The following is a 22,655-nucleotide window of genomic DNA, read 5'->3' as shown; positions in this document are numbered from 1 at the left end:
TCAACTTTTCACAAGGGAGAACGAACATGAACAAGGGAACTTTGGAAAAAGTGTTTGAATATGCTTCCAAGCCCGTGCAGGGCACCATGTCCCGCAAGTTGCGCAAGGACATTGCCCTGCAGGTTAATGAAGGCCCGGTCTATAGCGAGGCCGTTTTATTCCTGGGCGAAGAGTTTGTGCGTGTGACTTGCCAGGACGATGGCAAGACCATGAATACCTATTACGATTGGGAGATGATCGCCTCGGTGCGAACCATTGGCCCAGCCTCGTAACGCCAAACAGCGGCACTCCTACTGAAAAGGCCCTTCGGATTGAATCCGAGGGGCCTTTTTGTGCAGCTGCAAGTTGGGACTCCTTGCAACCGAGTGAGGGTGGGAGTTACCTTCAAATTTAAGGAACAGTGTTCATTTGGTTCACGCTGCGGCAACGCATGCGCTCCGTCGCCACGCGTTCTTCGAGTCCAAATTTCTTGATGCGGTATCCGATCTGTCGTTCGGTAAGCCCCAGTGCAACACCCGCACGTCGTTTGATCCAATTACTCTCGCGCAGGGCGTTCAGGATTTCGGCTCGTTCGATTTCTTTCAGGGATTGCTTTCTGCCCTGCGAGGTCTGGTGCTGCGCCTGTGGCGCTGGTTCTGAGCTATGGGACTCGGGTGTGATGCGGGTCGATTCCGGCTCCATGGCCAGACCGATGAGCTGCGCGTCAATGCGGTTGGCTTCAGCCATGATCACCAGCCGTTCAACCATGTTTTCCAGTTCCCGAACGTTTCCGGGCCAGTCGTGGTTGTTAAGCAATGTCAGTGCTTCGGGGCTGAAATAGAGGTCGCGCCCATACTCATGGGCCATCTTCCGCAGGAAATGGTTGAGCAGGCCGATGACGTCTTCCTTGCGCCGTCGAAGTGGGGGCACGGTGAGGGGAAAGACATTCAGTCGGTAGTACAGGTCAAGGCGGAATCGTCCCTGATCGACCAGGTCACGCAGGTCGCGGTTGGTGGCTGTCAGGATGCGTACATCAGTGCGGATAGTCCGGTTACCGCCAAGACGTTCAAACTCCCGGTCCTGTAAGACCCTCAGCAGCTTGGCCTGAAGCCCCAGGGAAAGTTCTCCGATTTCATCCAGAAAGATACTGCCTTTGTTGGCATCCTCAAAGCGCCCGGCCTTGGAACCCGTGGCGCCGGTAAAGGCTCCACGTTCGTATCCAAAAAGCTCACTTTCCAGCAGATTTTCAGGGATGCTGGCGCAGTTGACCTTGACGAAGGGGTTGGTCTTGCGATCGGACAGGTCGTGAATGATGCGCGCGATAAGGGTCTTACCTGTGCCGGATTCTCCCAGCAGCAACACAGTTGCCCGAGTTGGGGCCACCTTGGCAACCTGTCGCTCCACCTCCTGCATGGGAGGGCTCTTGCCCACGATGTAAGGGCCGCGTGCTTCCTTGGACAACTGGTATTTGAGAGTCACGTTTTCACGTCGTAGTTCTTCCTCGCGTGCGCGAACGACTTCATTGAGCTTTGTGAACTGGGCGATAAGCGTTGCCAGTACGGTCAGGAATTCGATGTCTTCCTGTACGGTGGTTTCGCCGCTGAACAGCCGGTCTACGGAGAGGACGCCGATGGGTTCGTTATTCAGGATGATGGGCACTCCCGTGTAGGAAATGCGGCAGTCCTGGCTGCTTCGCGCCCCGGTTCTGTCCAGGAACAGGGGGTCGCAGGTGACATCAGGGATATGCAACGGTTTGACGGTGCGGAAGATGGTTCCCGTGACACCTTCGCCGGAGCGATAGACACCACGCTGGCGTTCCTGTTCAGACAGGCCATGTGAGGCCATGATCACCAGATGACCGGAGTCACGGTCCAGAAGGGTAACGGTGGCGCGCTCCATGGACAGGGTCGAGGACAGGATGCGCAAGACTTCCTGCAAGGCCTCTTCCAGATTCAGGGCTTTGTGGATAATGGCACTGACTTCCGAAAGTACCTGGAGCTTGAGGGCGCTGATGCTGCGTGACATGGGATGAGCATTGCAACAACGGTGCCTAAGCTAAAGACTGTGCGCTGAGAGTTTAATACCATGAAATATAAGAATATTCTTTTGGGAATGAATGTGTACAATTTTTGCGATTTGACGATAATGGGATATCACTTCTGAAAAATGTAAATAATAAAAGCTTAGTTTGACATATTTGGATAATGTATAGAGTAGTGAAGGCCCTGAAGGGATACTGCTTTTGCGGAGTGCTAGCCGAGCAATAGCTCTGCCAATTCAACAAAGCCAGCGCCCCCCCTGCTGTGGGAAATCCAGCCGGGTTCAGCGTCAAGTTCACCCCGGAAGTCCAGTACATTGGCCACACCCATGGAATTGGGGAAGAAGCCGAACATGGGGGCGTCATTGGGGGAATCACCGCTAAAGACAATCGAGTCGCGTATGGCATCCAGATCTGTATCGAACTGTTCGCTGAGCATCAGACGGGTCATGGAGAGTTTGTCCCAGTCGCCAAACCAGCCATTGACGTGGATGGAACTGACCTTGGCATGGGCACCGGCTTCTTCGAAAAGCTCGACGATGCGGGCGACCTGAGTCTTGTCCAGGGCAGGGACGTCTTCACAGAAATCGATGGCCAGATCGGCCTCCCTGTAAGGTTGGTCGGCGGACAATCCTGCTCCGGGTACTTCGGCCAGAATGCGTTGGCGCAGTTTGGCCAACTTTCGGCGATCTTCGGTGCGTTGGGGCTCGTCCTTCATGAACCGTCGGATCATTCGTTTTTTGGAATCGTCATAGCGAAAATAGAACGCCCCGTTTTCGCCCACCACTCCGTCCACAGGCCACATGCGGGCAATGTGATCACACCATCCGGCAGGACGTCCCGTGATGGGAATGACTTTCAACCCGGCCTCACGCAAGCGCTGCAAGGCACCGTAGGCCCCGGCACCGAGGCGGCCTTCATCGGTCAAGGTGTCGTCAATGTCCGTGAGAACGAATCGGATGGATTTACGGACGGCTTCGGGCATTTCGGCCAGTGGCTTCATGAGTGCTCTCCGGGGTGAAAAAGGCGCCGCCCCCAGTGGAAGCGGCGCCCATGTCGTTCATTTCATTGAGTCGGTTAGATGATCCGTTCTCTGATCTTGGTAACCAGAATCTCGGCGGCGATGACCACCGCGAAGATGCAGAGCAGAATCAGGGAGACTTCGTCCCACCGGAAAAGGTTCAAAGCCGTGTCCAGAGCCACACCAATGCCGCCAGCACCCACCAGCCCGATGACTGATGATTCGCGGACGTTGATGTCCCAGCGGAACAGGGTGATTCCCCAGAAGGCGGGCGCAATTTGCGGCCAGTAGCCTTTCAGGAAGATGCTGGTCCACGGTGCCCCCGCGGCCTTTAAGGCCTCGATGGGGCCGGGGTCGCATTCTTCCAGGGCCTCGCCCATCAGCTTGCCGCAGAATCCAATGGATCGGAATCCGATGGCCACGGTCCCTGCCAGTGCGCCCGGTCCGAAGACCGCCACGAACAGGATGGCCCAGACCAGGGAGTTGACCGAGCGTGATGAGACAAGGATGAGCTTGGCAAACCAGTTCAGCGCGGGAATACGGGTGATGTTCTTGGCGGACATCAGGCCCACGGGCAGTGCCAGCAGCAGCGCCAGCATGGTGCCAAGTCCTGCGATATTCAGCGTTTCGATCAGGGCATCGTGGATATTGACCGCGTAGCTTCCCGTATCCGGTGGCCACATGCGGGCAAACAGATCTCCGATTTGAGACGGTGCATCATACAGGAACTCGGGAATGATCTCCACTGTACGCAGGGAGAGCATGAATCCGATGGCAATTCCCAGGAAAATGGTGAATCGCGCCAGCCTCTGCGCCGGAGTGAAACGCTCCCATTCATAGTGTTGATCAGTCATTGAACACCGCCTTGACCTTCACGGCCAGATATTCACTGATCATGATCAAACCGATGATGGACAGCAGGATCGTGCACAGGAAGTCGTAGTCAAAGCGCTGGAATGCGGCGAACAATGTTCCACCGATACCACCTGCGCCCACGATGCCGACCATGGTCGAGTTGCGCATGTTGGCGTCGAACTGGTAGGTGGCAAAACCGATGAAACGGTTCAGCACCTGGGGTAACACCGCGTAGATCAGGACGCTCAGGAAGGGTGCTCCTGCGGCTTTGCAGGCTTCAACGGGCTTCAAGGAAATTTCCTCGATAGCCTCGGCAAAGAGTTTGCCGATGAACCCGATGGACGCAAAGATCAGCGTCAGGATGCCCGCCATGGGGCCGAAGCCCACAGCCTTTACGAACAGAATGGCGAAGATCACGGGGTGGAACGAGCGGCACACGCAGATCACGGTGCGCGCCGGCCATGTGGCCCAGGCAGGCATCAAGTTGCGTGCCGACATCAGCCCGATGGGCAGCGACAGGGTGATACCGAATGCCGAGGCAATGATGGCGATTTCCACGGTCTCGATCAGGTTCTCGACAAGCAGCTTCCAGCGCTCGAAATTGGGCGGGATCATTTCGCCCAGGAATTCGGCACCATTGCCGAGGCCCATCACGAAACGGTCCCAGGTGATGTCCAGGGCGCTCAAGGCATAAATCGTGTAGACCGCGAGTGCCACCCAACCCAGCCGGGCGAGATTGTTCGCCGGGAACGGTTTTCTCAGGGTCTGGGAATGGGCGCTCATGTCAGCCACTCCTCGCCGCCATAGATCTGCATCAGGTGTTCATCGGTCAGGTCATCGGGAGAGCCGTCGAACACGATGTGTCCTTCGGACATGCCGATGATCCGGTCGGTGAAGCGCTTGGCGAGATTCACATCATGGATGTTGATGAGTACCGGAATATCCTGGGTGCTGGAAAAATTGTTCAAGAGTTCCATGATTTCCACGGAGGTCTTGGGGTCCAGCGAGGAGGTCGGTTCGTCCGCCATGATGATGTGCGGGTTCTGCATCACAGCACGGGCAATACCTACGCGCTGGCGCTGACCACCGGACAGTTCATCCGCCCGGGCGGTGGCAAAGTCCTCAAGGCCGACCATCTGGATCAGCTCAAAGGCCCGGTCGATGTCCTGTTGCGGGTATTTGCGCAACCAGGCTCGCCAGACGGGGACGAATCCCAGGCGGCCGCAGAGCACGTTTTCAATGACGGTCAGGCGTTCCACGAGGTTGAACTCCTGGAAGACCATGCCGATGTAGTGGCGTGCCAGCCGCAGATCACGTCCGGAAAGAGAGGTGATTTCCTGCCTTGAGACTTCGATGGAGCCGCTGGTGGGTTCGATCAGGCGGTTGATGCATCGGAGCAGTGTGCTCTTGCCCGTGCCTGAAGGACCAATGATGCCGACAGTCGTCCGGCCCGTAACTTCAAAGGATATTCCCTTGAGAACGGGTTTGCCGGAGACGTATTCCTTGACGAGATTGTTGACGGTAAGGGAGCGGGGGCCTTGGCCCCCGTTCCCATTATTTTGATTGTTCACCATATTGCTCTATTACTTCTTTGCCTTTTTCTTGGCAGCCTTTGCTGCTTCTTTTTCTGCCATCTTCTTCAGACCAGCATTGTTGTAGCTGGTGCCCGTGGCGGCGGCGATGTCGCGAATGACTTTCCAGTCGGCAGCGTAGGTCACGGGGTAGAAGCGGTCAGCTCCACCGAAGGTTTTCACCATCTCGGGGGTGAAGCGGTAGGCGTGGAAAGCACCAACGATCTTCTGCGCCAGACCGGGGCACAGCTGATTGGAGTAGCCGAAGGAGGACGTGGGGAACTTGGGGCTGGTGAACACGATACGCAGGGCATCCGCGTCTACACGGCCGGCACGCACCATGCGATGATACACGTCGGAAGCCACAGGAGCGGCGTCATAGTCGCCGTGGGCAACGCCCAGAACGGACTGGTCATGCTTGCCGGAGTAGACCACGGTGTAGTCCTTGTCCGGGGTGATGCCCAGGGGCGGGAACAGGGCCCTGGGGGCCAGGTTGCCGGAGTTGGAAGAGGCGGAGGTATGAGCAACCTTCTTGCCCTTCAGATCGGCAAGGCTCTGGATGGGGCTGTCTTTTTTGACAACCACGATCAGGTTGTAGCCCTGGAAGCCTTCAGCGTAACCCTTGACTGCGATGGGGACATAACCGGCGAGATTGACGGCAAAGCCGGTGGGGCCGGTGGAGAAGCCAGCGATGTGCAGGCGGCCGGAACGCATGGCTTCGACCTCGGCGGCGTTGGACTGCACGGTGTAGTAGACAACCTTTTTGCCAGTGGCTTCACCCAGGTACTCCTGGAAGTCGGCGAAGGCGTCACGGTAGACTGCAGGGTCCTCAACCGGGGTGTAGGTAAACACCAGGGTGCTGGGGTCCTTGCACTGGCCGGCCTCGGCCAGATCGGCCGTGAGGTCTTTGTCGTTGTCACAGTACATCTCGTCCAGAGTGCCTCGATTCTGGCAGTCGGCCGCAAAAGCGGGGGCTGCCAGGGCCAGGACCAAAGCCATGGCCAGCAGGGTCAGCAGTTTTTTCATCATACTCTCCTGTTCCACAAAGGTTTCTCCCAAGGCATGGCCTTCCATACCTTCCTCCTCGACACATCACGGATTCCCGCAACGAACCTTGAAAGTGATCGCAGAGCGACCAACCAAGGCTCCCACCGTTGCAGTAGGGAACCCGTATAAAACTAAAAATTATGGCTTGGCTATGGCCTCCACGGCTGCGTAGGCCGTGGCAATGGCGACGCCTGCACCGCATTTCATCCGAATCCAATCCTGATGGGCCAGGATTGACCCTGCAGCAAAGAGCCGCGGATGGACCGGTGCGTTGTTCTCGTCCAAAGGACGAAATTTATCATCAGTCTGAAGCCCTGTGGTATGTATAGCATGGCCGCGCGGATCAAAGTAGTCGACCTGATACCAGTTCGAGCGGGTTTCGGGTTGAACCACGTCCAGATCGAAAACGGTTTCGGCAATGCCGTCCAACGAGCCTGCCAAGCCTCCTCCGAGGAAGCGGCCCGAAGCCAGCAGCACGTGATTCGCTCTGACCTCACGCTCCACGGGTTGGCCAGTTATACGCAGGGTAAATGGCGAATCCGAAGCCGGTATTGTTCCGGAGATCTGCTGTTGGCAGAACAAGTCTACACCAATTTCAGGCAGCTTGTCCTCGAAGGCTTCCTTGAGGCGGATTCCGGGAACTCCCGGAGGCATGGTGGGTACTTCGAAGACCGGTACGCCAAGACGCATGGCGAGGTCCTGGGCGACCTTGATGGGCCTGTGCATGCCCATGACAGCGGGCATCCCGACGGCCCTGGCATCGCTCAGAAGGGGCGCGATGGCCTCGGCCAAACGCTGCCTGGCATCTGGGGTTTCCAGAGTGCGCGCCAGTTGCTCGGTATAGAGTTCTCCGCTTTCGAACCCGGGGAATTCGATGCGCTCTGCCCGCAGTCCGGGCCAGAATTCTTTCAGGTTAGCCACGACCTGGCGTGCGGAAAAGCCCTTGAGGCCCTTGAAACCCAGGATCAAGGTCGGGGTTTTTTCCTCCAGGGCGATACACCCGGGCAGAACCGTCTTGGGAACACACCAAGTGTGCTTGAGTGTTCCAGCCGGTGAAATGACGCGGTAGTTGCGGTCACTCCCTGCCTGATAGGAAACCCCGGCATAGCGCAGGAACTCGATCAGATCATGAAAAGCGCAGCGGATGTCCTCTGGACTGATTTTGCCATAGGGGTGTCCGGGGAAGGCTTCGAGCAGCGCCGGAATCCCGGCGAATGGCTGATGAATGGTTCGGATCCCATCGTCCTTGCCCGAGGCGGGGATGGCCCCCAGCACGTCGAACACACCACTTGTGTAGGAAATCGCTCCTGTGCTGCCTGCCTGAACCACGGAGAGCCCTTGCTTGCGGGCGAACACTGCGGCGGCCATGCCGGCAATGCCAGTGCCCACGATGGCGAGATCGCAGGTGAGGTTGGTGGAAGGCGTCATGCTATTCCACCTCCTGCGGATCATCAGGGTTGACCAGCTCCAGGCCGAGGAGACCACAGTGCAGGGCTTCGGCCAGTTCGGCCTGAACGAGTTGTGCATTCCAGAGCGCCGGGCGCTGGCCCTTGAACCGTTCCTCGAAGAATTCACGCATTTTGACCAGTCCCTGGCGAGAGTCCATTTGTCCATTTTCATAGAGGTGTGCGGCAACGCGGACTCCGCAGAATGCGCCCTGGCAGGAGCCTTTGCCAATGCGGCTGCGCTTGCCCAGAGCCTGAAGTCCCGGGTCGGGAAACTCGTCGCGGCAGGAGTGGATGATTTCATCCACGGCACTGGCGGGAACCATCTCGCATTCGCACAGCAGTTCATCGCCGGAGTCGTGTCGTGCTGCCCACAGCTTGGGAGCGCGCCCGGGCTCGGTCCATTCGCAGGCGCTGGCCTCGGGCAGAGGTTCACTGACTGTGAGACTCGGTTTGGTGTTGCCCAATCGGCGGCACACCAGATCGGCTGTTTTTTCGGCCATCATGCGGAAGGTGGTCAGTTTGCCGCCAGCCACGGAACAGAAATTCGACAGGTTTGCATCCTCATGGTCGAACAGGGCAAAGCCTCGGCTCACGGATCGACCATCGCCACCGCCTGCACTGATCAGAGGGCGTACGCCGCAGTAAGCGCGGACATAGCGCGTATCCATCAGCGAGGGAATCATACCCGCTCCCTGGCGGACGTTGACGTCCACTTCGGCCACGGTGGGCCGGGCCAGGTCCGGGTTCGGGATGGTCACGGATGTGGTGCCCAGAATGGAAACAGTGCCTCCGGGAACCAGAATATCTCCGTCTCCGGGGGGACGCAGTCGGTTGACCACCCGGTCGGTCATGCGCTCGTGGGTCACCAGCAGAGTGCCCTGGGAATAGAGCATGGAAATGTCGGCCCCGGCCATGGCGGCGACTCGGTCGGTCCAGGCCCCGGCGGCATTGACGATTTGTGTGGCTTCGATGCTTGATTTCTCGCCGGTAACGGTATTCACCAATTGGACTCGAACGATGCGCCCGGCCTCGATATCGAAGCCGATCACAGCCGTGCGCCGCAAGAGAGTGGAGCCGGTCAGGGCCTTGGCGTGGGCCATGTTCTCGAGAGAAAGCTTGAACGGATCGATGGATGCATCGGCAACTTCATAAGCTGCGATAAGCTTGTCCGAGAGGACGGGTTCCATTTCGCGGGCCAGATCTGGATCGATGGTCTTGACCGGGACTCCGGCCTTGGCGCACCAGCCGGGATAATCGGCGATGAAATTTTCATCGTCACCCTGAACGGCAACGAACAGCCCGCCACAGTCCTCGACGCACTGGGGAGCCAAGCGCTTGAGCAGCAGGTTTTCCTCGTGGCATTCCCGGGCTGCTTCGGTATCATTAGATACGTATCGCCCGCCACTGTGCAGCAGGCCGTGGTTGCCTCCCGACGCGCCAGCATTGATGTCGCCGCTTTCAGTCACCACGCAGTGCACACCGCGCAGGGCGAGATCGCGTGCGATGCCCGTGCCGGTGGCTCCGGCACCGATGATCAGAACATCAGTCTGCATTGGCGCCTTCCACGGTGGCCACAGGCTGAGCCTGCGGGTATGATGAGTCGTGCAGCGGGAACATGGCCGCATGCTGCATGGGGTACTCCTTTCGGGCATTTTGCCCCTGGTGGCCTGCCGAAGCGTGTTTGCACGCCCCGAACAGGGTAGTTCTAGTTGAACGAATTGTTGAGTGCAACCTTTCTATCACTAAATTGTACCACTTCTGATAAGGTGCAAATAGCTTGCGTGATCGATCAGGCTACGAATAGTTGTGTGAGCAATTGCCTTGCCGGGGCGGGGGTAGTATACCGCGCCATTGAAAAGGCCACCCCGTACCGGGGCGGCCAACATGAAGGACAAATTATGAGTGAATCATACACTTCCAAGCGGCCTTCTTTCAAGGCCAAAGCCATGGAATTATTGCCTCAGGACGGGCATTATACCACGTGTCTGACCTGTGGGTTGTGTTCCTCGGGCTGCCCTGCCTCTGGGCTTGAGGGCATGGATCCTCGCAAGTTCCTGCGCATGGCCTCTCTGGGGCTGGACCAGGAACTGGTCGAGACTCCCTGGGTCTGGATGTGCACCATGTGCAAGCGCTGCCAGCACGTCTGCCCCATGAATATCGATATTCCGAGTCTGATCTATTATGCCCGTACCTGTTGGCCGCGTGAAAAGCGGCCCAAAGGCATCGTGGCTTCCTGCGATCAGAGCCTGAAAACCGCCACGCATTCGGCTATGGGCGCCAGTCCTGAGGACTTTGCCTTTGTGGTCGAAGACGTTTTGGACGAGGTCCATGAGTCACAGCCTGGGCAGGAGCATTTGCAGGCCCCGCTGAACAAGAAGGGTGCACACTTTTTCCTGAATCAGAACTCTCGTGAACCCATGACCGAGCCGGATGAGATGGTTCCGTTGTGGAAGATTCTGGATTACGTGGGGGCTGATTGGACTTATGCCACCCTGGGGTGGGCGGCGGAGAACTATTGCATGTTCGCCGCTGACGAGAAAAACTGGGAAAAGATTGTGCGCGGGAAGGTGGAGGCCGTGGAAGAGTTGGACTGCAAAGTCTGGCTCAATACTGAGTGAGGACACGAATTCTACGCAGTCCGGGCCGGGCTGCAAAAATTCAATATCACTCCCTCGTTTTCCCTGGAGAGCGTCATTTCCTGGTACGCCCGCTGGATTCGCGAAGGCAAGTTGCCTGTGAACAGCGACTGGAACCGTGAATTGGGTTTGAAATTCACGGTACAGGATCCTTGCCAGTTGGTGCGCAAATCCCAGGGCGATAACATCGCCAACGACCTGCGTTTCGTGGTCAAGGCTGTGGTGGGCGAGGAGAACTTTGTGGACATGCACCCCAACAAGTCCAACAACTATTGTTGCGGTGGTGGTGGCGGTTCCCTGCAGTCCGGGTATAATGAAGCTCGGCGTGCATATGGCAAGCGCAAACGGGATCAGATTGTGGCCACGGGCGCGCATTATTGCATTGCCCCATGCCATAACTGTCACTCCCAGATTCACGACCTTGCGGATCACTTTGAGGAGAACTGGCATACAGTCCACCTCTGGACGCTGATTTGCCTGTCCCTCGGAATTCTGGGCGAGAACGAGCGCGCTTATCTCGGGCCGGAGCTGGAAGCCTTGGGGCTTTGAACAGTCAGTGCTTAATGTGAGCCATCATGATTGAAATGAAAACGGGCGCTCCCTTGCGGGAACGCCCGTTTTTTATTGTGGCATGAAAGATCGGCTCGCGATCTCAACATGGTGGGCCCCTGTTGTTGTCATGGCTTGGACCCGGCTCCGGTCTGCCCGCGCTAGGCGCTGGTCATGGCGTCATTCAATTCTTCAATGCGTCCGGCGATGTCTTCGGCCTCGACGATTTCAGTCACGAGTGCAACACATTTGGCTCCGTGGCTGGTCACCTGGGCTATGTTGTGAACCTTGATTCCACCGATGGCCACAAAGGGCAGATCGATGTTTTTCGCCACATGGTTCAGGTACTCAAAGCCTACGGGTTCGCACACATCTTCCTTGGTAAAGGTCCGGAAGATGGGGCCTACACCAATGTAGTCGGCACCGTTCCGCAAGGCAGCCCGAGCTTCCTCGGGGGCGTGGGTGGACAGGCCAATGGCCATGTCTTCGCCCACCAACTCGCGTACGGCAGGCACGGGCAGGTCCTCCTGTCCCACATGGACACCGTCGGCATCCACCAGCAGGGCCAGATCAATATCGTCATTGATGATCAAGGCGGCCCCGGCCTGGCGCGTCATTTCGCGCAGGGCGATACATTCCTTGTATTTAGCACCCATTTTCTTGGTCTTTTCGCGGTATTGGATGATCTTGATTCCCGCATCCAACATGGCGCGAACGACATCGATGTTGTTTCGTCCTGCGGAAAACTTTTCGGCAGTCAGGCAATAGAGCCCGCCTGTGCTGATGAATGTGGTCACCAGCTCTCGTCCGTTAGTCATGGTGTTCCTCCATATAACGATCAAGCACGTGCGCCAGCACGGCATCGGCCTGTTTGGCAGCAGCTACTCCCACCATGGGGGCCAGTGGTGGTGCGGTGGCTCCGCATTCCGTTTCCATGTCGCCCACGAGAATGAAGTCGTCGCGCAGGCGGCGGGTGACAATGGCATCAGCCCTGCCGCAACCGCCCATGCCCGAGGCCGCGACAAAGAGCTTATTCTGCATCAGCATGGCCTCGGCCAGCATCTTCTTGGCTGCGGGATCGTCCAATGCTTCCACCACCACGTCGCAATCCGCGAACAGGTCGGCGGCATTGCCTTTGTCTATCCGGAGGTTGTGGGCAGTGATCCGCGCGTCCGGGTTGATGGCCCACAGGTTTTCGGACAGCGCATCCACCTTGGCCATGCCCACCTGATTCAGGAAGTAGAATTGCCGGTTCAGGTTTGAGGGTTCGACCATGTCGAAATCCGAGATGACCAGACGAACAAATCCAGAGCGGACCAAATGCATGGCGCAGTTGGAACCCAGCCCTCCGGCTCCGGCGATGCCGATGGTGATCTGTCTGAAGTATTTCAGAACATCTTCACCCAAATAGGCGGCCATGCCCTGTTCGGCGATATTCATCGGGCGATCTCGTGACTGCCGGGGGAAGTGATGGGTTCCCAGTCCTTGAACACGGGCTGGTATCCCCGTGTTTTCAGAGCGCTGCACATTTCATCCACACTACGCGGGTCAGAGATATCGAATTGAGCAGTGTCGTTGCCTTTGGTGTGACCGCCAACAGCTGTGGTCACACCGGCAGACATGCGCGTGACGCCCAGAGGCAGAATATTGTCGCGGAACTCCGGGGCCTCGCGAGTGGAAATGGTGATTGAGACCCGGGGCAGGAACAATCTGAGGGCGGTCATGATCTGAACGAGTTGTCGGTCGTCCACGATGTGTGCGGGCTGGAACGCCCCGGTATGGGGTCGCATGCGTGGTAGGGACACGGCAATATCAACGCCGGGATAGGCGTGCAGCAGATGAGCGGCGTGCATCCCTGTCATGAACGATTCGCGTCGCCAGTCATCCAGGCCCAGCAACCCACCGATATTGACCACTCGCATTCCCGCGCGGCAACCCCGGTCCGGGGCTTCCAAGCGATAATCGTAAACCCGCTTTGGACCTGCCGGGTGCAGCTTTTCGTAAAGCTCCTTATTATAAGTCTCCTGAAAGACTGTGAGCCCATCCACCCCGGCACCGATCAGGCGGACGTAGTCGGCTTCGTCCATGGGGAAGACTTCAATGGACACGGAGGGAAAGATCGGGGCGAGGACGGTGACGGCCTCTTCCAGATAATCCACTCCGGCCTTGTTCGGGGCCTCACCGGTCAGGATCAGCAGGTGCTTCAGGCCTGTAGCTGCAATGGCCTCGGCTTCGACTCGCAGCTCGTCCATGCTCAGTTGGCTCCGCGGAATATCGTTGCGTGCATTGAATCCACAGTAAACACAGTGGTTGCTGCAATGATTAGCCAGATAGAGCGGGGTGAACAATTGGATGGTGCGTCCGAAATGCTGGAGCGTACGCTTGTGAGCGGCCTGGGCCATGGCTTCGAGATGCGGCTCGGCAGCGGGCGACAATAGCGCCATGTAGTCCTCGGAGGACAGGGTGGGCTTGTCCAATGCTCGCAGCACGGCATTTTCCCCAAAATTACGGATCATATCTCCCAGGGGTTGGCGATCAAGCTCCTTGCAGGCGGGCAGAAAGCTCATGACTGACCTCCACCGAGGAATCCGGTCAGTGGTGAAGACGCTGTGGCCAGGGTTCGCGTGGCTCCAGGCCCTGCCAGAAACGCCTGACGACCAGCGGCTACGGCATTTCCAAAGGCATGGCCCATGGCAATGGGGTCGTCTGCGGTGGCAATGGCGGTGTTGACCAGCACGGCATCAGCGCCCATTTCCATGGCCTGACAGGCCTCGCTGGGTTTGCCGATACCCGCATCCACGATGATGGGCAGGTCGATCTCCTCGATCAGGATACGCACCATTTCCTCGGTGCGTAGGCCCCGGTTGGTTCCAATGGGGGCGCCCAAGGGCATGATTGCGGCGGCACCTGCGTCCACGAGGCTACGGGCGACGTACAGATCCGGGTTCATGTAGGGCAGCACCACGAATCCTTCCTTGGAAAGAACCTCGGTGGCCTTGGCGGTTTCATAACCGTCGGGCAGTAGATATTTGGAGTCGGAAATGACTTCGATTTTGATCCAGTCTCCACAGCCCATGGCCCTGGCCAGTCGTGCGATGCGGATGGCTTCGTCCGCATTGCGGGCACCAGAGGTGTTGGGCAGCAGGGTCATCTGCTCGGGGATGTGCTGCATGATGTTGTCAGTGGCTGCATCCATATCCACACGACGCAGCGCTGTGGTGATGACCTGAGAACCCGAAGCCTCACAGACCTGGGGGATCAGGGTGTCGTCGGCAAATTTGCCAGTGCCGATGAACAGGCGGCTCTGCAGGCTTTTACCGCCGATGTCGAAGAGATCGTTCATGGAATTCATGCTCCTCAGCCTCCGCCGACAAAGCGGAGGATTTCCAGGCGATCGCCATCGACCAGCTCTGTGGTCCCAAAGGCGTCGCCCTGAATGATGTCGCCGTTTCTTTCTACGACAACGGAAGCTGGATCGAGCTCTTTATTTCGCAACAGGGCCAGTACGGTGGTCAGTGGCGGAAGGGTCGTTTCCTGGCCGTTTATGGTGACGGTCATGGGTGCTCCAGCGTTTGGCTGGGGTGATTTACCTGAGGAGGTCGGTCGAGGGGCCGTCGTCCTGAAAAAAGAAAAGCGCTTGCATCGGGTGCATGCGCGGTTCGGACGAGGTCTGGAAATGTCGAAACCGGCTTCCCTACGGCAGCATCAACTGCGTCAGGTTCAAAGGGTCGGGAACAAGTCCCTTCTCAGCCCGTGGGCTCCCCCAGCGTTTTGATAGATTTATGAGGTTTCGATGTGCTTGTAAAGGCATGAACCGGGCCGATTGGTCAATATTCTGCTTCTCTGAGATTTCAAGCCTGCCTGCGCCTTAATAATTCCTTTGAGCCACTGGTGTGTTTGTCGTGCTTTAGAACACGCGTAATGAGAGTGGGATTGAAAACGAAAAAGGCCCGAAGCAGATGCTCCGGGCCTTTTATGTTGTGTTGAACTCGGTTACTTCTGGCTGGCGAACCATGTGGCGAGGTCAGCGATGTCCTGATCGGACAGGCTGGCGGCCTTTTTGTTCATGAATTTATTGATGAGCTTCCCTGTTTTGAAATCTGTAAGTGTCTGAGTCAACTTCTCCTCGGACCAGCCTTCCAGTTCGCCCTTGTGGCATTTGCAGCCTTTGGCTAGCTTTTCGCCATTGGAGGCATTGCCAGCAGCAAACAGGTTGGCACCTGTGAAGACCATTATTCCCAGCATGAACGTAATGACGAGCTTTTTCAGCATGCGTTCTCCATGATGTCTGTGAGGGTTACAGGGGGCGAGCCCCTTGCAAACAGGCCCTTGATGGGGCAGATTTTCCTTTGTGAATGAGACTTATACCAAAGGTGGCATTAATGGGCTATAGAAACATGCAGGAATGCCTGCTCGCTCTGGAAGAACAGGGGCAACTGGTTCGCATCCGCGAGGAGATGGAACCCAATATCGAGATAGGGGTCGTGCAGCGACGAGTGTTTCAGGCTGGTGGCCCTGCATTGCTGTTTGAGAATGTGCGCGGAACCAGATTTCCCATGGTCGCCAACGTGTTCGGCACTCTGGATCGGGTTCGCTTCCTGTTTCGCGACACTCTCGGGCTTCTGGAGCGGTTGTTCCAACTCAAGGTCGACCCTCTGGTCGCATTGAAGCAGCCCTGGAAATATCTGAAGACCCCGCTTGCCTTGTATAACACCATGCCCAAGTCTCAGCCTGGTGGGCCGGTAATGGCTCATAAAACCACCATTTCCGAGCTGCCGCATCTGAAGTCCTGGCCCCTGGACGGCGGTGCGTATGTGACCCTGCCGCAGGTCTATTCCGAGAGCCCGAACAAGCCCGGTTTCGGAGGCTCCAACCTGGGTATGTACCGGGTGCAACTCACCGGCAACGATTATCAGCCTGATCGTGAAGTGGGCCTGCATTACCAGATCCACAGGGGGCTGGGGCACCACCATTCAGAGGCCCTTGCCAAGGGTGAATCTCTGCCTGTGAACGTCTTTGTCGGTGGGCCTCCGGCCATGACCATGGGCGCGATCATGCCCCTGCCCGACGGGATGCCCGAGCTGTTTTTTGCCGGAGCGCTGGCCGGCCACCGCATGCAGATGGTTAAACGCCCGGGGCAGTTGCCCATTCTGGCACAGGCCGATTTTTGCATCTGTGGGCATATCTCGGCCCGGGGCGAAAAGCCCGAAGGGCCCTTTGGCGACCACCTGGGTTATTACAGCCTTGCACATGATTTCCCGGTACTCACTGTGGATGCGGTGTATCATCGCGACGGTGCGGTCTGGCCGTTCACCACTGTGGGGCGCCCCCCGCAGGAAGACACGATGTTCGGGGCCTTCATTCATGAATTGACTTCCGAGCTGGTACCAACAGTGTTCTCGGGAGTACACGAAGTCCATGCCGTGGACGCTGCTGGAGTGCATCCTCTGCTTCTGGCTGTGGGCAGTGAGCGTTATGTTCCCTATGCCGAGGAGCGTCGCCCTCAGGAACTGCTGACCAACGGCATGGCCCTGTTGGGCACAAGCCAGACCTCGCTTTCCAAGTACGTACTCATTGCCGCCCGCGAGGACGATGCACATCTGAGCGCACACCACATTCCCGAATTCATCCGGCACATGCTGGAGCGGGTTGATTTGACCCGCGACTTGCATTTTGTGACCCGGACAACCATGGATACCCTGGATTATTCCGGTATCAGCCTGAATCAGGGCTCCAAGCTGCTTTGGGCTTCCTGTGGGCCTAAGAGGCGGACCTTGGCTGTAACGCCGCCTTCGGACCTCTCCCTGCCTCCTGGATTCTCGGATCTGCGAGTCTTTGCCCCGGGCATTCTGGTTGTGCGCGGTCCGGCCCACAAGCGCGGGCGTGATGAGCATGATCCGCTCATGAATCGACTGGCCAATGCCTTGGACAAATCCGGTGGATTGGATGGATTCCCGCTGGTCGTCTGTGTGGATGATGCCGAGTTCACTGCCCGTGATTGGGACAATTTCCTGTGGGTGGCCTTTACCCGCTCGGACCCGGCAACGGACATGTATGGTGCTGGAGCCTTTACCCATTGCAAGCATTGGGGCTGCACAGGGCCGTTGGTTCTCGATGGCCGGTTGAAGACCTACCATGCCCCGCCTCTGGAAGATGACCCGGATGTGGAACGGCGAGTGGATGCTTTGGGCGCTCCCGGTGGTCCGCTGCATGGCATCATCTAACGAAGTCGTTGCCCCGGTCTTTGGAATTCGGTACCCACGGGAACTGTTGTGCGAACATTGATTTGATTCATTGCGGGCTCTGGCCCGCTGAGAGGAAATAGAATGAAGAAACCTTTGCTTGCTGCGGCCTTGGCCGCACTGCTGCTGCCGGGTTGTGCGGCTCAGCTTTCGGATCAGGAACTGGATCAGCGTATTCAGAAAACACTGCGCGAGAATCCCGAGATCGTCTTGCAGGCGCTGGAAAACGATTCCATCGCCGTGTTGGAGTTGGCTGAGGCCGGTTCCAAAGCGCGTCGGGCACGGGATGCTGAAAAGCGTTTTTATGAAAAGTTGGCTGATCCTCTTGATCCGACCATTGACCTCCAGCGACCGATGCTGGGTGATGCACAGGCACCCGTCACCGTGGTGGCCTATACGGATTTCCTGTGTGCCTATTGCGCCAAGGGTGCCAAAAATATGAAGGAACTCATGCGCCGCCATCCGGGCAAGATTCGTTACATGGCGAAGCATGTTCCCATGTCCGAGACTGGAGAGTTCGGGGGGCGGTTGTTCGAGGCCCTTGGGTTCCAGGACCCTGCCCTGGCCTGGGAGTTTTACATGTTGGCCTTTGAGCATCAGGATGAGGTTCGCAACGCCGAAGATCAGCAGGCCAAGCTGCTGGAGTATGCGACTCAGGTCGAGGGTGTTGACGCTGTGCGCCTGGCTCAGGACCTGAGTGACGAGCGTCTAAGCGGCTTTGTGCGTGATGATTTTCTGGAATTCCAGAGCTACGGTTTCCGCGGAGTACCCGTCTATTTGTACAACGGTGCCCCCCTTGAAGGCTCGATGCCTTTGGAGTTTCTGGAGAAGGCTGTTGCCAGAATTCTGGGTGACGCGACATCGGGACAGGATGAATTCACTGCCGAGGAAGCAGGGGCCTGCCTGGACTGCCTGGATAAGTAGTTTAGGGCTGTCGATAGAGGCTCGATTGCGGTGTTGCTGCAAACAAATCAAACCCTTATGTGCGGCAAGGTACACTTCGGTCTTTATTTTTTCTTTTGCCCTGCCTTCAAGTATCTCTCAATAGACTGATGGGATTGTTGAGATGCGATGAATTTGGAAAGTCCGGTCCCGCTTGGGGGCCGGGCTTTTTTGCGTGATATTTGTGGAAGATCGCCCACGAACCGCAGCAACGGTATTTCTTACAGTGGCGGTTCGTGGCGAGGAATTTATTCTCGGTCTGGAGGGATCAGTTCGTTTCTTGGTTGTCCAGAGCATAGGCCTCGCAGATGCTGTCAAAGCAGTCCAGGGTGTCGGGACTTCTGCCACGCATGTAGACCGCAAGAATTTTGTTGTCACCGGGCAGCCACGCCTTGCCTTTGAGTGCCCTGTACGCACCGTTACGCTTTAGCCGGGCCAGCAGGCCCGGGCGAGGTTGGGCTTGTCCGGAGGCTGCAGATGGTCCCGGCCCAGGCACAAAGAATCCGGGTTCGGCTCCACATCCGCCATAGAGTTTATCCGTATAGGTATGCAGGGCTGTATTGCCCAGCAGCACGTCTGCCGGTCCCAGCCGATCAAGGATCAACTCCGTGGCGCCCCTCCGGGATCGGCCTGCAAAGCGTAGCCTGAAGTGGCCGGGGTGAAACGAGTAGGATGACAGCCTCAGTTCACCGGGAACTAAAGCCTTGATGCCGTATGCGGCCCAAGGGACATGGCCGTCGGTTCCATGAAATCGTATTCCCGCCAGCAGGCGCGCCGCAGCGCCCCAAGATGGGGGCATGCTCTCAGGAAAGACGACCTGGGCCAGTGCAGCGGTGTGGGCCTGAGGGCAGTGCAAAATCAGGCCTGCAGCCTGTTGCTTACCCGATGCGGTCCAGGCGAAAGTTTTGGTTTCTATTTTGGTGTTTTCCAGAACCTCGGCGGCCGCAGTGATTTGAAGAGGGACTTCGGCATGGGTCGCTCCGGCAGCGATTTCACCACCAACCTTGTCCAGGCGCTTGCGAGCATCAAACCCTCGTGTGCCTCGTTCCCATTTCAACTCAAGAAACAGGCCGCCTGTGCCCGTTGCCCGCAGGGAGTGGGCTTCAAGCTCCACGGGGTCCCAGTCAGGAGGGACGTCCAGGCTGACGCCGTTCCAGGCCAGGGTTTTCCAGGGGGGAGCGGAATTGGGCATAGGTCAGCGGGAGATGTGGTCGCCAAGATTAAAGTCGCGCCCGTGCATGTGATGCTTTGGCTTGGGATGACTTTGCTTCCAGCATTGGTGCTCTGCTGGGAACAGTGAGCGGTGCGTCAGCTTGACGGAGATACGTTCAATATTCAGATCCACTTTATCCAAGACTGTGGCCTCGGAGTTGACCGCCACTGTGTCGTCCAGACAGGAGGTCTTGCGGTATTCCCTGCCCCAGCCTTGTCGAATACTCGCAATGGACCTCATGATATCTTGGGCAAAGGCTGATTTAGAGGCCATACGCAGGCTCAGTAGTACAAAAAATAAACATTGAAAGACGATAGACATTGTCTGTGTTGATGTCCAGAACTCGGCGGAAGGAGCAGGGGAGTCTGCGTTGTTGAATGATGTGGTTTGTCACGGAGTCAGTTCATGATGGTTCATGAATCCTGCGTTGAAAATGCCCGTGTGGGAATGGCGATTGCTGCGCGAGAGATCGTACGATGGAAGCTGTAGTTGCTCGAAAGGCTGAATGTTGGGACTTGTCTCGGAGAGAGGGGCGGGGTAAGTTTGGCTTAATCAATATATTAATTTTTGATGATTTTGAGCCCGTAGTGTGACTGAAAATATATTACTGGTGGGAATTGCTCTCCAGGCCGTGTGACCTTAGTGGCAATAAAAGTCACAGGCGTGATTCGTCGTTCAAAGCCGTTGCAGGACAAAGGAGCTGTCATGTTCAGGGGGAAAGAAACAGATTTTCTGCCCGTCGATCGAGCGAGCACTGAAGAATTGAACAGGGATGTCAGAGCCGTGGGCAAGGCGGTGCCCGCTGCTCTGGTGGATATGTTCCCCATCGGAATTGTAGTGATCAATCAATATCGACAGATCGTGTTTGCCAACTCGGCCTTCAAAGGCGTGGCGGCAACCAGCGGAACCAACGAACCTGTTGGGCTGCGGCCCGGCGAGGCCTTGGGCTGCGTGCATGGCTGCAGCGCAGAAAGTGGCTGTGGTACCACCCGGTTTTGTCGTCACTGTGGTGCTGTTCTGGCCATTCTGGAAAGCCTGCGGGGCCATCAGGCGGCTGAGGAATGTCGCATGGTGCGCAAGGGGGCTGTGGGTGATGAATCACTTGATTTGCAGGTATTCACCTCTCCTTTGGAAGTGGAAGGCAGACGATACAGCTTGTTTTCCGCTTTGGATATCAGCCATGAAAAACGCAGAAGCGCCATGGAGCGAATTTTCTTCCACGATGTGTTGAATAGTGCCTCAGGCATGTACATGCTTTCAGGATTGATGGAGGAGGGAATTGGCCCGGAACGAGAGGAGGCTGGAGCTCTGTTGCGTCAATCCTCATCCAAAATGCTTGAGCTGATTTTGTCGCAGAAGGATTTGTTGGCGGCTGAGCAGGGCCATTTACAGGTGTGCTTCGAAGATGCGGAATCCAGGGATGTGCTGGAGCAGGTTCGCGACAAGATGCTTCGGCGTCCAGAGGCGCAGGACCGAGTGCTTGTGCTGAGTGAGAACGTGAGCCCGGTGGCGTTTGTCAGCGATGAAAAGCTGCTCGGTCGTGTGCTGGGGAATCTGGTCCTCAATGCCCTTGAAGCAGCGGATCCCATTGATACCGTGACGTTGGATTGCCGGACAGTGAATGGTGAGGTGGAGTTTCTCGTGCATAACGAAGGTGTGATGCCTGAAGATGTCCAACTGCAACTGTTCAAACGTTCGTTTTCCACCAAGGGCCAGGGGCGCGGACTTGGGTTGTATGCTGCTCGGCTGATGGGTGAAGGGTATCTGGGAGGAACACTTTCCTTCTGTTCCAATGATGCCACTGGCACGGTGTTCAGTCTGCGGGTGCCCATTGGGCATCCTGAAATGCAGTGATTCGAATCAGGCTCAGAGGACGTAAGATCATGAGGCCGGGGCGTGTGCGCTCCGGCCTTTTACTGTCGTCGTGGAGTGGGTCGATGGGCACCCGCTCAAGTGACCTGAGGTGCCGGGGCCCAACCCCTGGCAGACATGCCTATCCGGCCCATGGTGCATGAGAATACGGCCAGTAGTACCGGGGCGTAGCGTCGCCATCTCCAGATTAGCTTACAAAATGAGCTGGCTGAGTGTGTTGAGGTCTGTTTCAGCCCCCTGGTGATAGTAGATGTCCGAAATGTACCAAGCGTATGGGTGGACGGCTGGCGAGGTCTTCGAGCAGGACATCCAGAAAATGGACGGCGTTATCATTCATGCGCTGGTGATGAAGCATGACCCCACACAGGCCCGACCTCAGTGTGTGCTCAATGTCGTGAAGCAGGTGAATTCTGTCCTGGGTGGCATCGGCATCGCGCCGGGTGTGCAGGTTCACGTTGACTCGGAATTCCGGCAGGTTGTGTGGGGCCTCTGGAGAGGCTGTTTGGTCTCTTGAAAGGGCCTTGAATCCGGCTTCGGGCAGAAGCTCGAGCGCTTGTGCGGATATGTTGTTCCAGGGCGGGGTAAACACGGGGGTGAACTGGTCGCCCAGAAACTGCTCCAGTCGTTGTCGTCCTCGAACCATGTCCGAAAGTAATTCTCCCGCAGGGCGGGCCGGTCCGAATTCGTGGTTTCGTCCATCGGGCTCATGGTTTTTGTGCCTCCAGCCGTGCTGATGCCAGCACCAGAGCGGGGATGGCCCTCCTGCCTGTTCCAACTGTGATTCCCATCGTGTCTGCGTGAGCCATGCGGGCACCAGCGCAGGGCATAACGGGGTGTTGTGTTTGGCAAAGGTCTCGAACATGACACCGGACAAGGTCCCCGCCACACCTACATCGTCTGCCCTGAAGAACATGTGCAACTGCTTGTTGCTGGAAGTTTCAAGGGCACGATCAAGGCATTGCTTGATGTCCTCGCGCATGGTGGGCCAGGGGGAGAGCCAGAGGGGGGAGGTGGGATGACGTAAACTCATTGTAGTGCTCGCTGTCGGAGAATGGGCGCCGTGGATGTGTTATCATTAAGGCCTATGGAGTGCTGAATGGGTTCTTCAGCCAGGGCCTGGACCATTAAGCTTGCCCGGATGCCTGTTGCGTTTTCGTCGTGGATCAGGCGGGGAAAATTGGCGTCCATGGCAAGGGGCGGCAATGGGTAATGGGAAATGTTAGAGGGCAGGGTAATGCCTAT

At 57.2% G+C, this 22,655-nt stretch carries 22 protein-coding genes and 1 riboswitch; of the genes, 5 read left to right on the top strand and 17 right to left on the bottom strand.

Features of this window, described 5'->3' with window-relative positions:
* The first annotated feature begins 26 nt into the window (after nt 1-26).
* Nucleotides 27-272, top strand: a complete 246-nt coding sequence (locus tag EL361_RS07405) for a hypothetical protein (protein ID WP_126378108.1) — start codon at nt 27-29, stop codon at nt 270-272.
* 118 nt (nt 273-390) lie between these two features.
* On the opposite strand, the gene EL361_RS07400 is transcribed toward EL361_RS07405, so the two are convergent.
* From EL361_RS07400 to glpA, 8 genes are all read right to left on the bottom strand, one after another.
* Nucleotides 391-2,004, bottom strand: a complete 1,614-nt coding sequence (locus tag EL361_RS07400) for a sigma 54-interacting transcriptional regulator (protein WP_126378106.1) — start codon at nt 2,002-2,004, stop codon at nt 391-393.
* Nucleotides 2,005-2,231: 227 nt separating this feature from the next.
* A complete protein-coding gene (locus tag EL361_RS07395) occupies nt 2,232-3,020 on the bottom strand; it encodes an HAD-IIB family hydrolase (RefSeq protein WP_126378104.1) in 789 nt (262 codons plus the stop codon).
* 74 nt (nt 3,021-3,094) lie between these two features.
* Nucleotides 3,095-3,892, bottom strand: a complete 798-nt coding sequence (gene phnE, locus EL361_RS07390) for a phosphonate ABC transporter, permease protein PhnE (RefSeq protein ID WP_126378102.1) — start codon at nt 3,890-3,892, stop codon at nt 3,095-3,097.
* The gene (gene phnE / locus EL361_RS07385; protein ID WP_126378100.1) at nt 3,885-4,676 is read right to left on the bottom strand and encodes a phosphonate ABC transporter, permease protein PhnE; all 792 of its coding nucleotides are present in this window, start codon (nt 4,674-4,676) and stop codon (nt 3,885-3,887) included. Before phnE (EL361_RS07385) ends, phnE (EL361_RS07390) begins: the two co-directional genes overlap by 8 nt.
* A complete protein-coding gene (gene phnC, locus EL361_RS07380; RefSeq protein WP_126378098.1) occupies nt 4,673-5,467 on the bottom strand; it encodes a phosphonate ABC transporter ATP-binding protein in 795 nt (264 codons plus the stop codon). Before phnC ends, phnE (EL361_RS07385) begins: the two co-directional genes overlap by 4 nt.
* Before the next feature lie 9 nt (nt 5,468-5,476).
* Entirely contained in the window at nt 5,477-6,493 is a 1,017-nt protein-coding gene (gene phnD / locus EL361_RS07375; protein WP_126381351.1) for a phosphate/phosphite/phosphonate ABC transporter substrate-binding protein, read from the bottom strand.
* A gap of 156 nt (nt 6,494-6,649) precedes the next feature.
* Nucleotides 6,650-7,939, bottom strand: coding sequence for a glycerol-3-phosphate dehydrogenase subunit GlpB (glpB, locus tag EL361_RS07370; RefSeq protein WP_126378096.1), 1,290 nt, complete (start codon nt 7,937-7,939; stop codon nt 6,650-6,652).
* A gap of 1 nt (nt 7,940) precedes the next feature.
* Nucleotides 7,941-9,512 carry an anaerobic glycerol-3-phosphate dehydrogenase subunit A gene (glpA, locus tag EL361_RS07365; RefSeq protein ID WP_126378094.1) on the bottom strand — a complete coding sequence of 524 codons (1,572 nt, stop codon included), beginning with the start codon at nt 9,510-9,512 and terminating at the stop codon, nt 7,941-7,943.
* 345 nt (nt 9,513-9,857) lie between these two features.
* Between glpA and EL361_RS07360 the strand changes: the two genes are divergently transcribed.
* Nucleotides 9,858-11,144 carry a (Fe-S)-binding protein gene (locus EL361_RS07360; RefSeq protein WP_126378092.1) on the top strand — a complete coding sequence of 429 codons (1,287 nt, stop codon included), beginning with the start codon at nt 9,858-9,860 and terminating at the stop codon, nt 11,142-11,144.
* Between the two features lie 161 nt (nt 11,145-11,305).
* On the opposite strand, the gene thiE is transcribed toward EL361_RS07360, so the two are convergent.
* The 6 genes from thiE to EL361_RS07330 form a co-directional block, all read right to left on the bottom strand.
* Nucleotides 11,306-11,962: a thiamine phosphate synthase gene (gene thiE / locus EL361_RS07355; protein WP_126378090.1), complete on the bottom strand. Its 657-nt coding sequence runs from the start codon at nt 11,960-11,962 to the stop codon at nt 11,306-11,308.
* Nucleotides 11,955-12,584, bottom strand: coding sequence for a sulfur carrier protein ThiS adenylyltransferase ThiF (thiF, locus tag EL361_RS07350; RefSeq protein WP_126378088.1), 630 nt, complete (start codon nt 12,582-12,584; stop codon nt 11,955-11,957). Before thiF ends, thiE begins: the two co-directional genes overlap by 8 nt.
* On the bottom strand, nt 12,581-13,711 hold the full coding sequence (gene thiH, locus EL361_RS07345) for a 2-iminoacetate synthase ThiH (protein ID WP_126378087.1): 1,131 nt from the start codon (nt 13,709-13,711) through the stop codon (nt 12,581-12,583). The genes thiF and thiH overlap by 4 nt, the downstream gene beginning before the upstream one ends.
* Nucleotides 13,708-14,487, bottom strand: coding sequence for a thiazole synthase (locus tag EL361_RS07340; RefSeq protein ID WP_232034902.1), 780 nt, complete (start codon nt 14,485-14,487; stop codon nt 13,708-13,710). Before EL361_RS07340 ends, thiH begins: the two co-directional genes overlap by 4 nt.
* 14 nt (nt 14,488-14,501) lie before the next feature.
* A complete protein-coding gene (gene thiS / locus EL361_RS07335; RefSeq protein ID WP_126378083.1) occupies nt 14,502-14,702 on the bottom strand; it encodes a sulfur carrier protein ThiS in 201 nt (66 codons plus the stop codon).
* A 116-nt stretch (nt 14,703-14,818) separates the two neighbouring features.
* Nucleotides 14,819-14,919, bottom strand: a riboswitch (TPP riboswitch).
* Nucleotides 14,920-15,137: 218 nt separating this feature from the next.
* Nucleotides 15,138-15,416 carry a c-type cytochrome gene (locus EL361_RS07330; RefSeq protein ID WP_126378082.1) on the bottom strand — a complete coding sequence of 93 codons (279 nt, stop codon included), beginning with the start codon at nt 15,414-15,416 and terminating at the stop codon, nt 15,138-15,140.
* A 110-nt stretch (nt 15,417-15,526) separates the two neighbouring features.
* Here EL361_RS07330 and EL361_RS07325 point away from each other — a divergent pair, with 110 nt between their 5' ends.
* The gene (locus EL361_RS07325; RefSeq protein WP_126378081.1) at nt 15,527-17,368 is read left to right on the top strand and encodes a UbiD family decarboxylase; all 1,842 of its coding nucleotides are present in this window, start codon (nt 15,527-15,529) and stop codon (nt 17,366-17,368) included.
* 102 nt (nt 17,369-17,470) lie between these two features.
* On the top strand, nt 17,471-18,310 hold the full coding sequence (locus EL361_RS07320; protein ID WP_126378080.1) for a DsbA family protein: 840 nt from the start codon (nt 17,471-17,473) through the stop codon (nt 18,308-18,310).
* A 286-nt stretch (nt 18,311-18,596) separates the two neighbouring features.
* On the opposite strand, the gene EL361_RS07315 is transcribed toward EL361_RS07320, so the two are convergent.
* Both EL361_RS07315 and EL361_RS07310 read right to left on the bottom strand, forming a co-directional pair.
* On the bottom strand, nt 18,597-19,520 hold the full coding sequence (locus EL361_RS07315) for a hypothetical protein (protein ID WP_126378079.1): 924 nt from the start codon (nt 19,518-19,520) through the stop codon (nt 18,597-18,599).
* A gap of 3 nt (nt 19,521-19,523) precedes the next feature.
* A complete protein-coding gene (locus tag EL361_RS07310) occupies nt 19,524-19,814 on the bottom strand; it encodes a hypothetical protein (RefSeq protein WP_126378078.1) in 291 nt (96 codons plus the stop codon).
* 432 nt (nt 19,815-20,246) lie between these two features.
* Here EL361_RS07310 and EL361_RS07305 point away from each other — a divergent pair, with 432 nt between their 5' ends.
* Nucleotides 20,247-21,395 (top strand): sensor histidine kinase, encoded by a 1,149-nt coding sequence (locus EL361_RS07305; protein WP_126378076.1) that lies wholly within the window; start codon nt 20,247-20,249, stop codon nt 21,393-21,395.
* A gap of 247 nt (nt 21,396-21,642) precedes the next feature.
* On the opposite strand, the gene EL361_RS07300 is transcribed toward EL361_RS07305, so the two are convergent.
* On the bottom strand, nt 21,643-22,443 hold the full coding sequence (locus tag EL361_RS07300; protein WP_126378074.1) for a polysaccharide deacetylase family protein: 801 nt from the start codon (nt 22,441-22,443) through the stop codon (nt 21,643-21,645).
* Nucleotides 22,444-22,655: the final 212 nt, after the last annotated feature.

The organism is Desulfovibrio ferrophilus (assembly GCF_003966735.1).
GTDB classification, from domain to species: domain Bacteria; phylum Desulfobacterota; class Desulfovibrionia; order Desulfovibrionales; family Desulfovibrionaceae; genus Desulfovibrio_Q; species Desulfovibrio_Q ferrophilus.
This window is presented reverse-complemented; position numbering and strand designations above follow the sequence as displayed.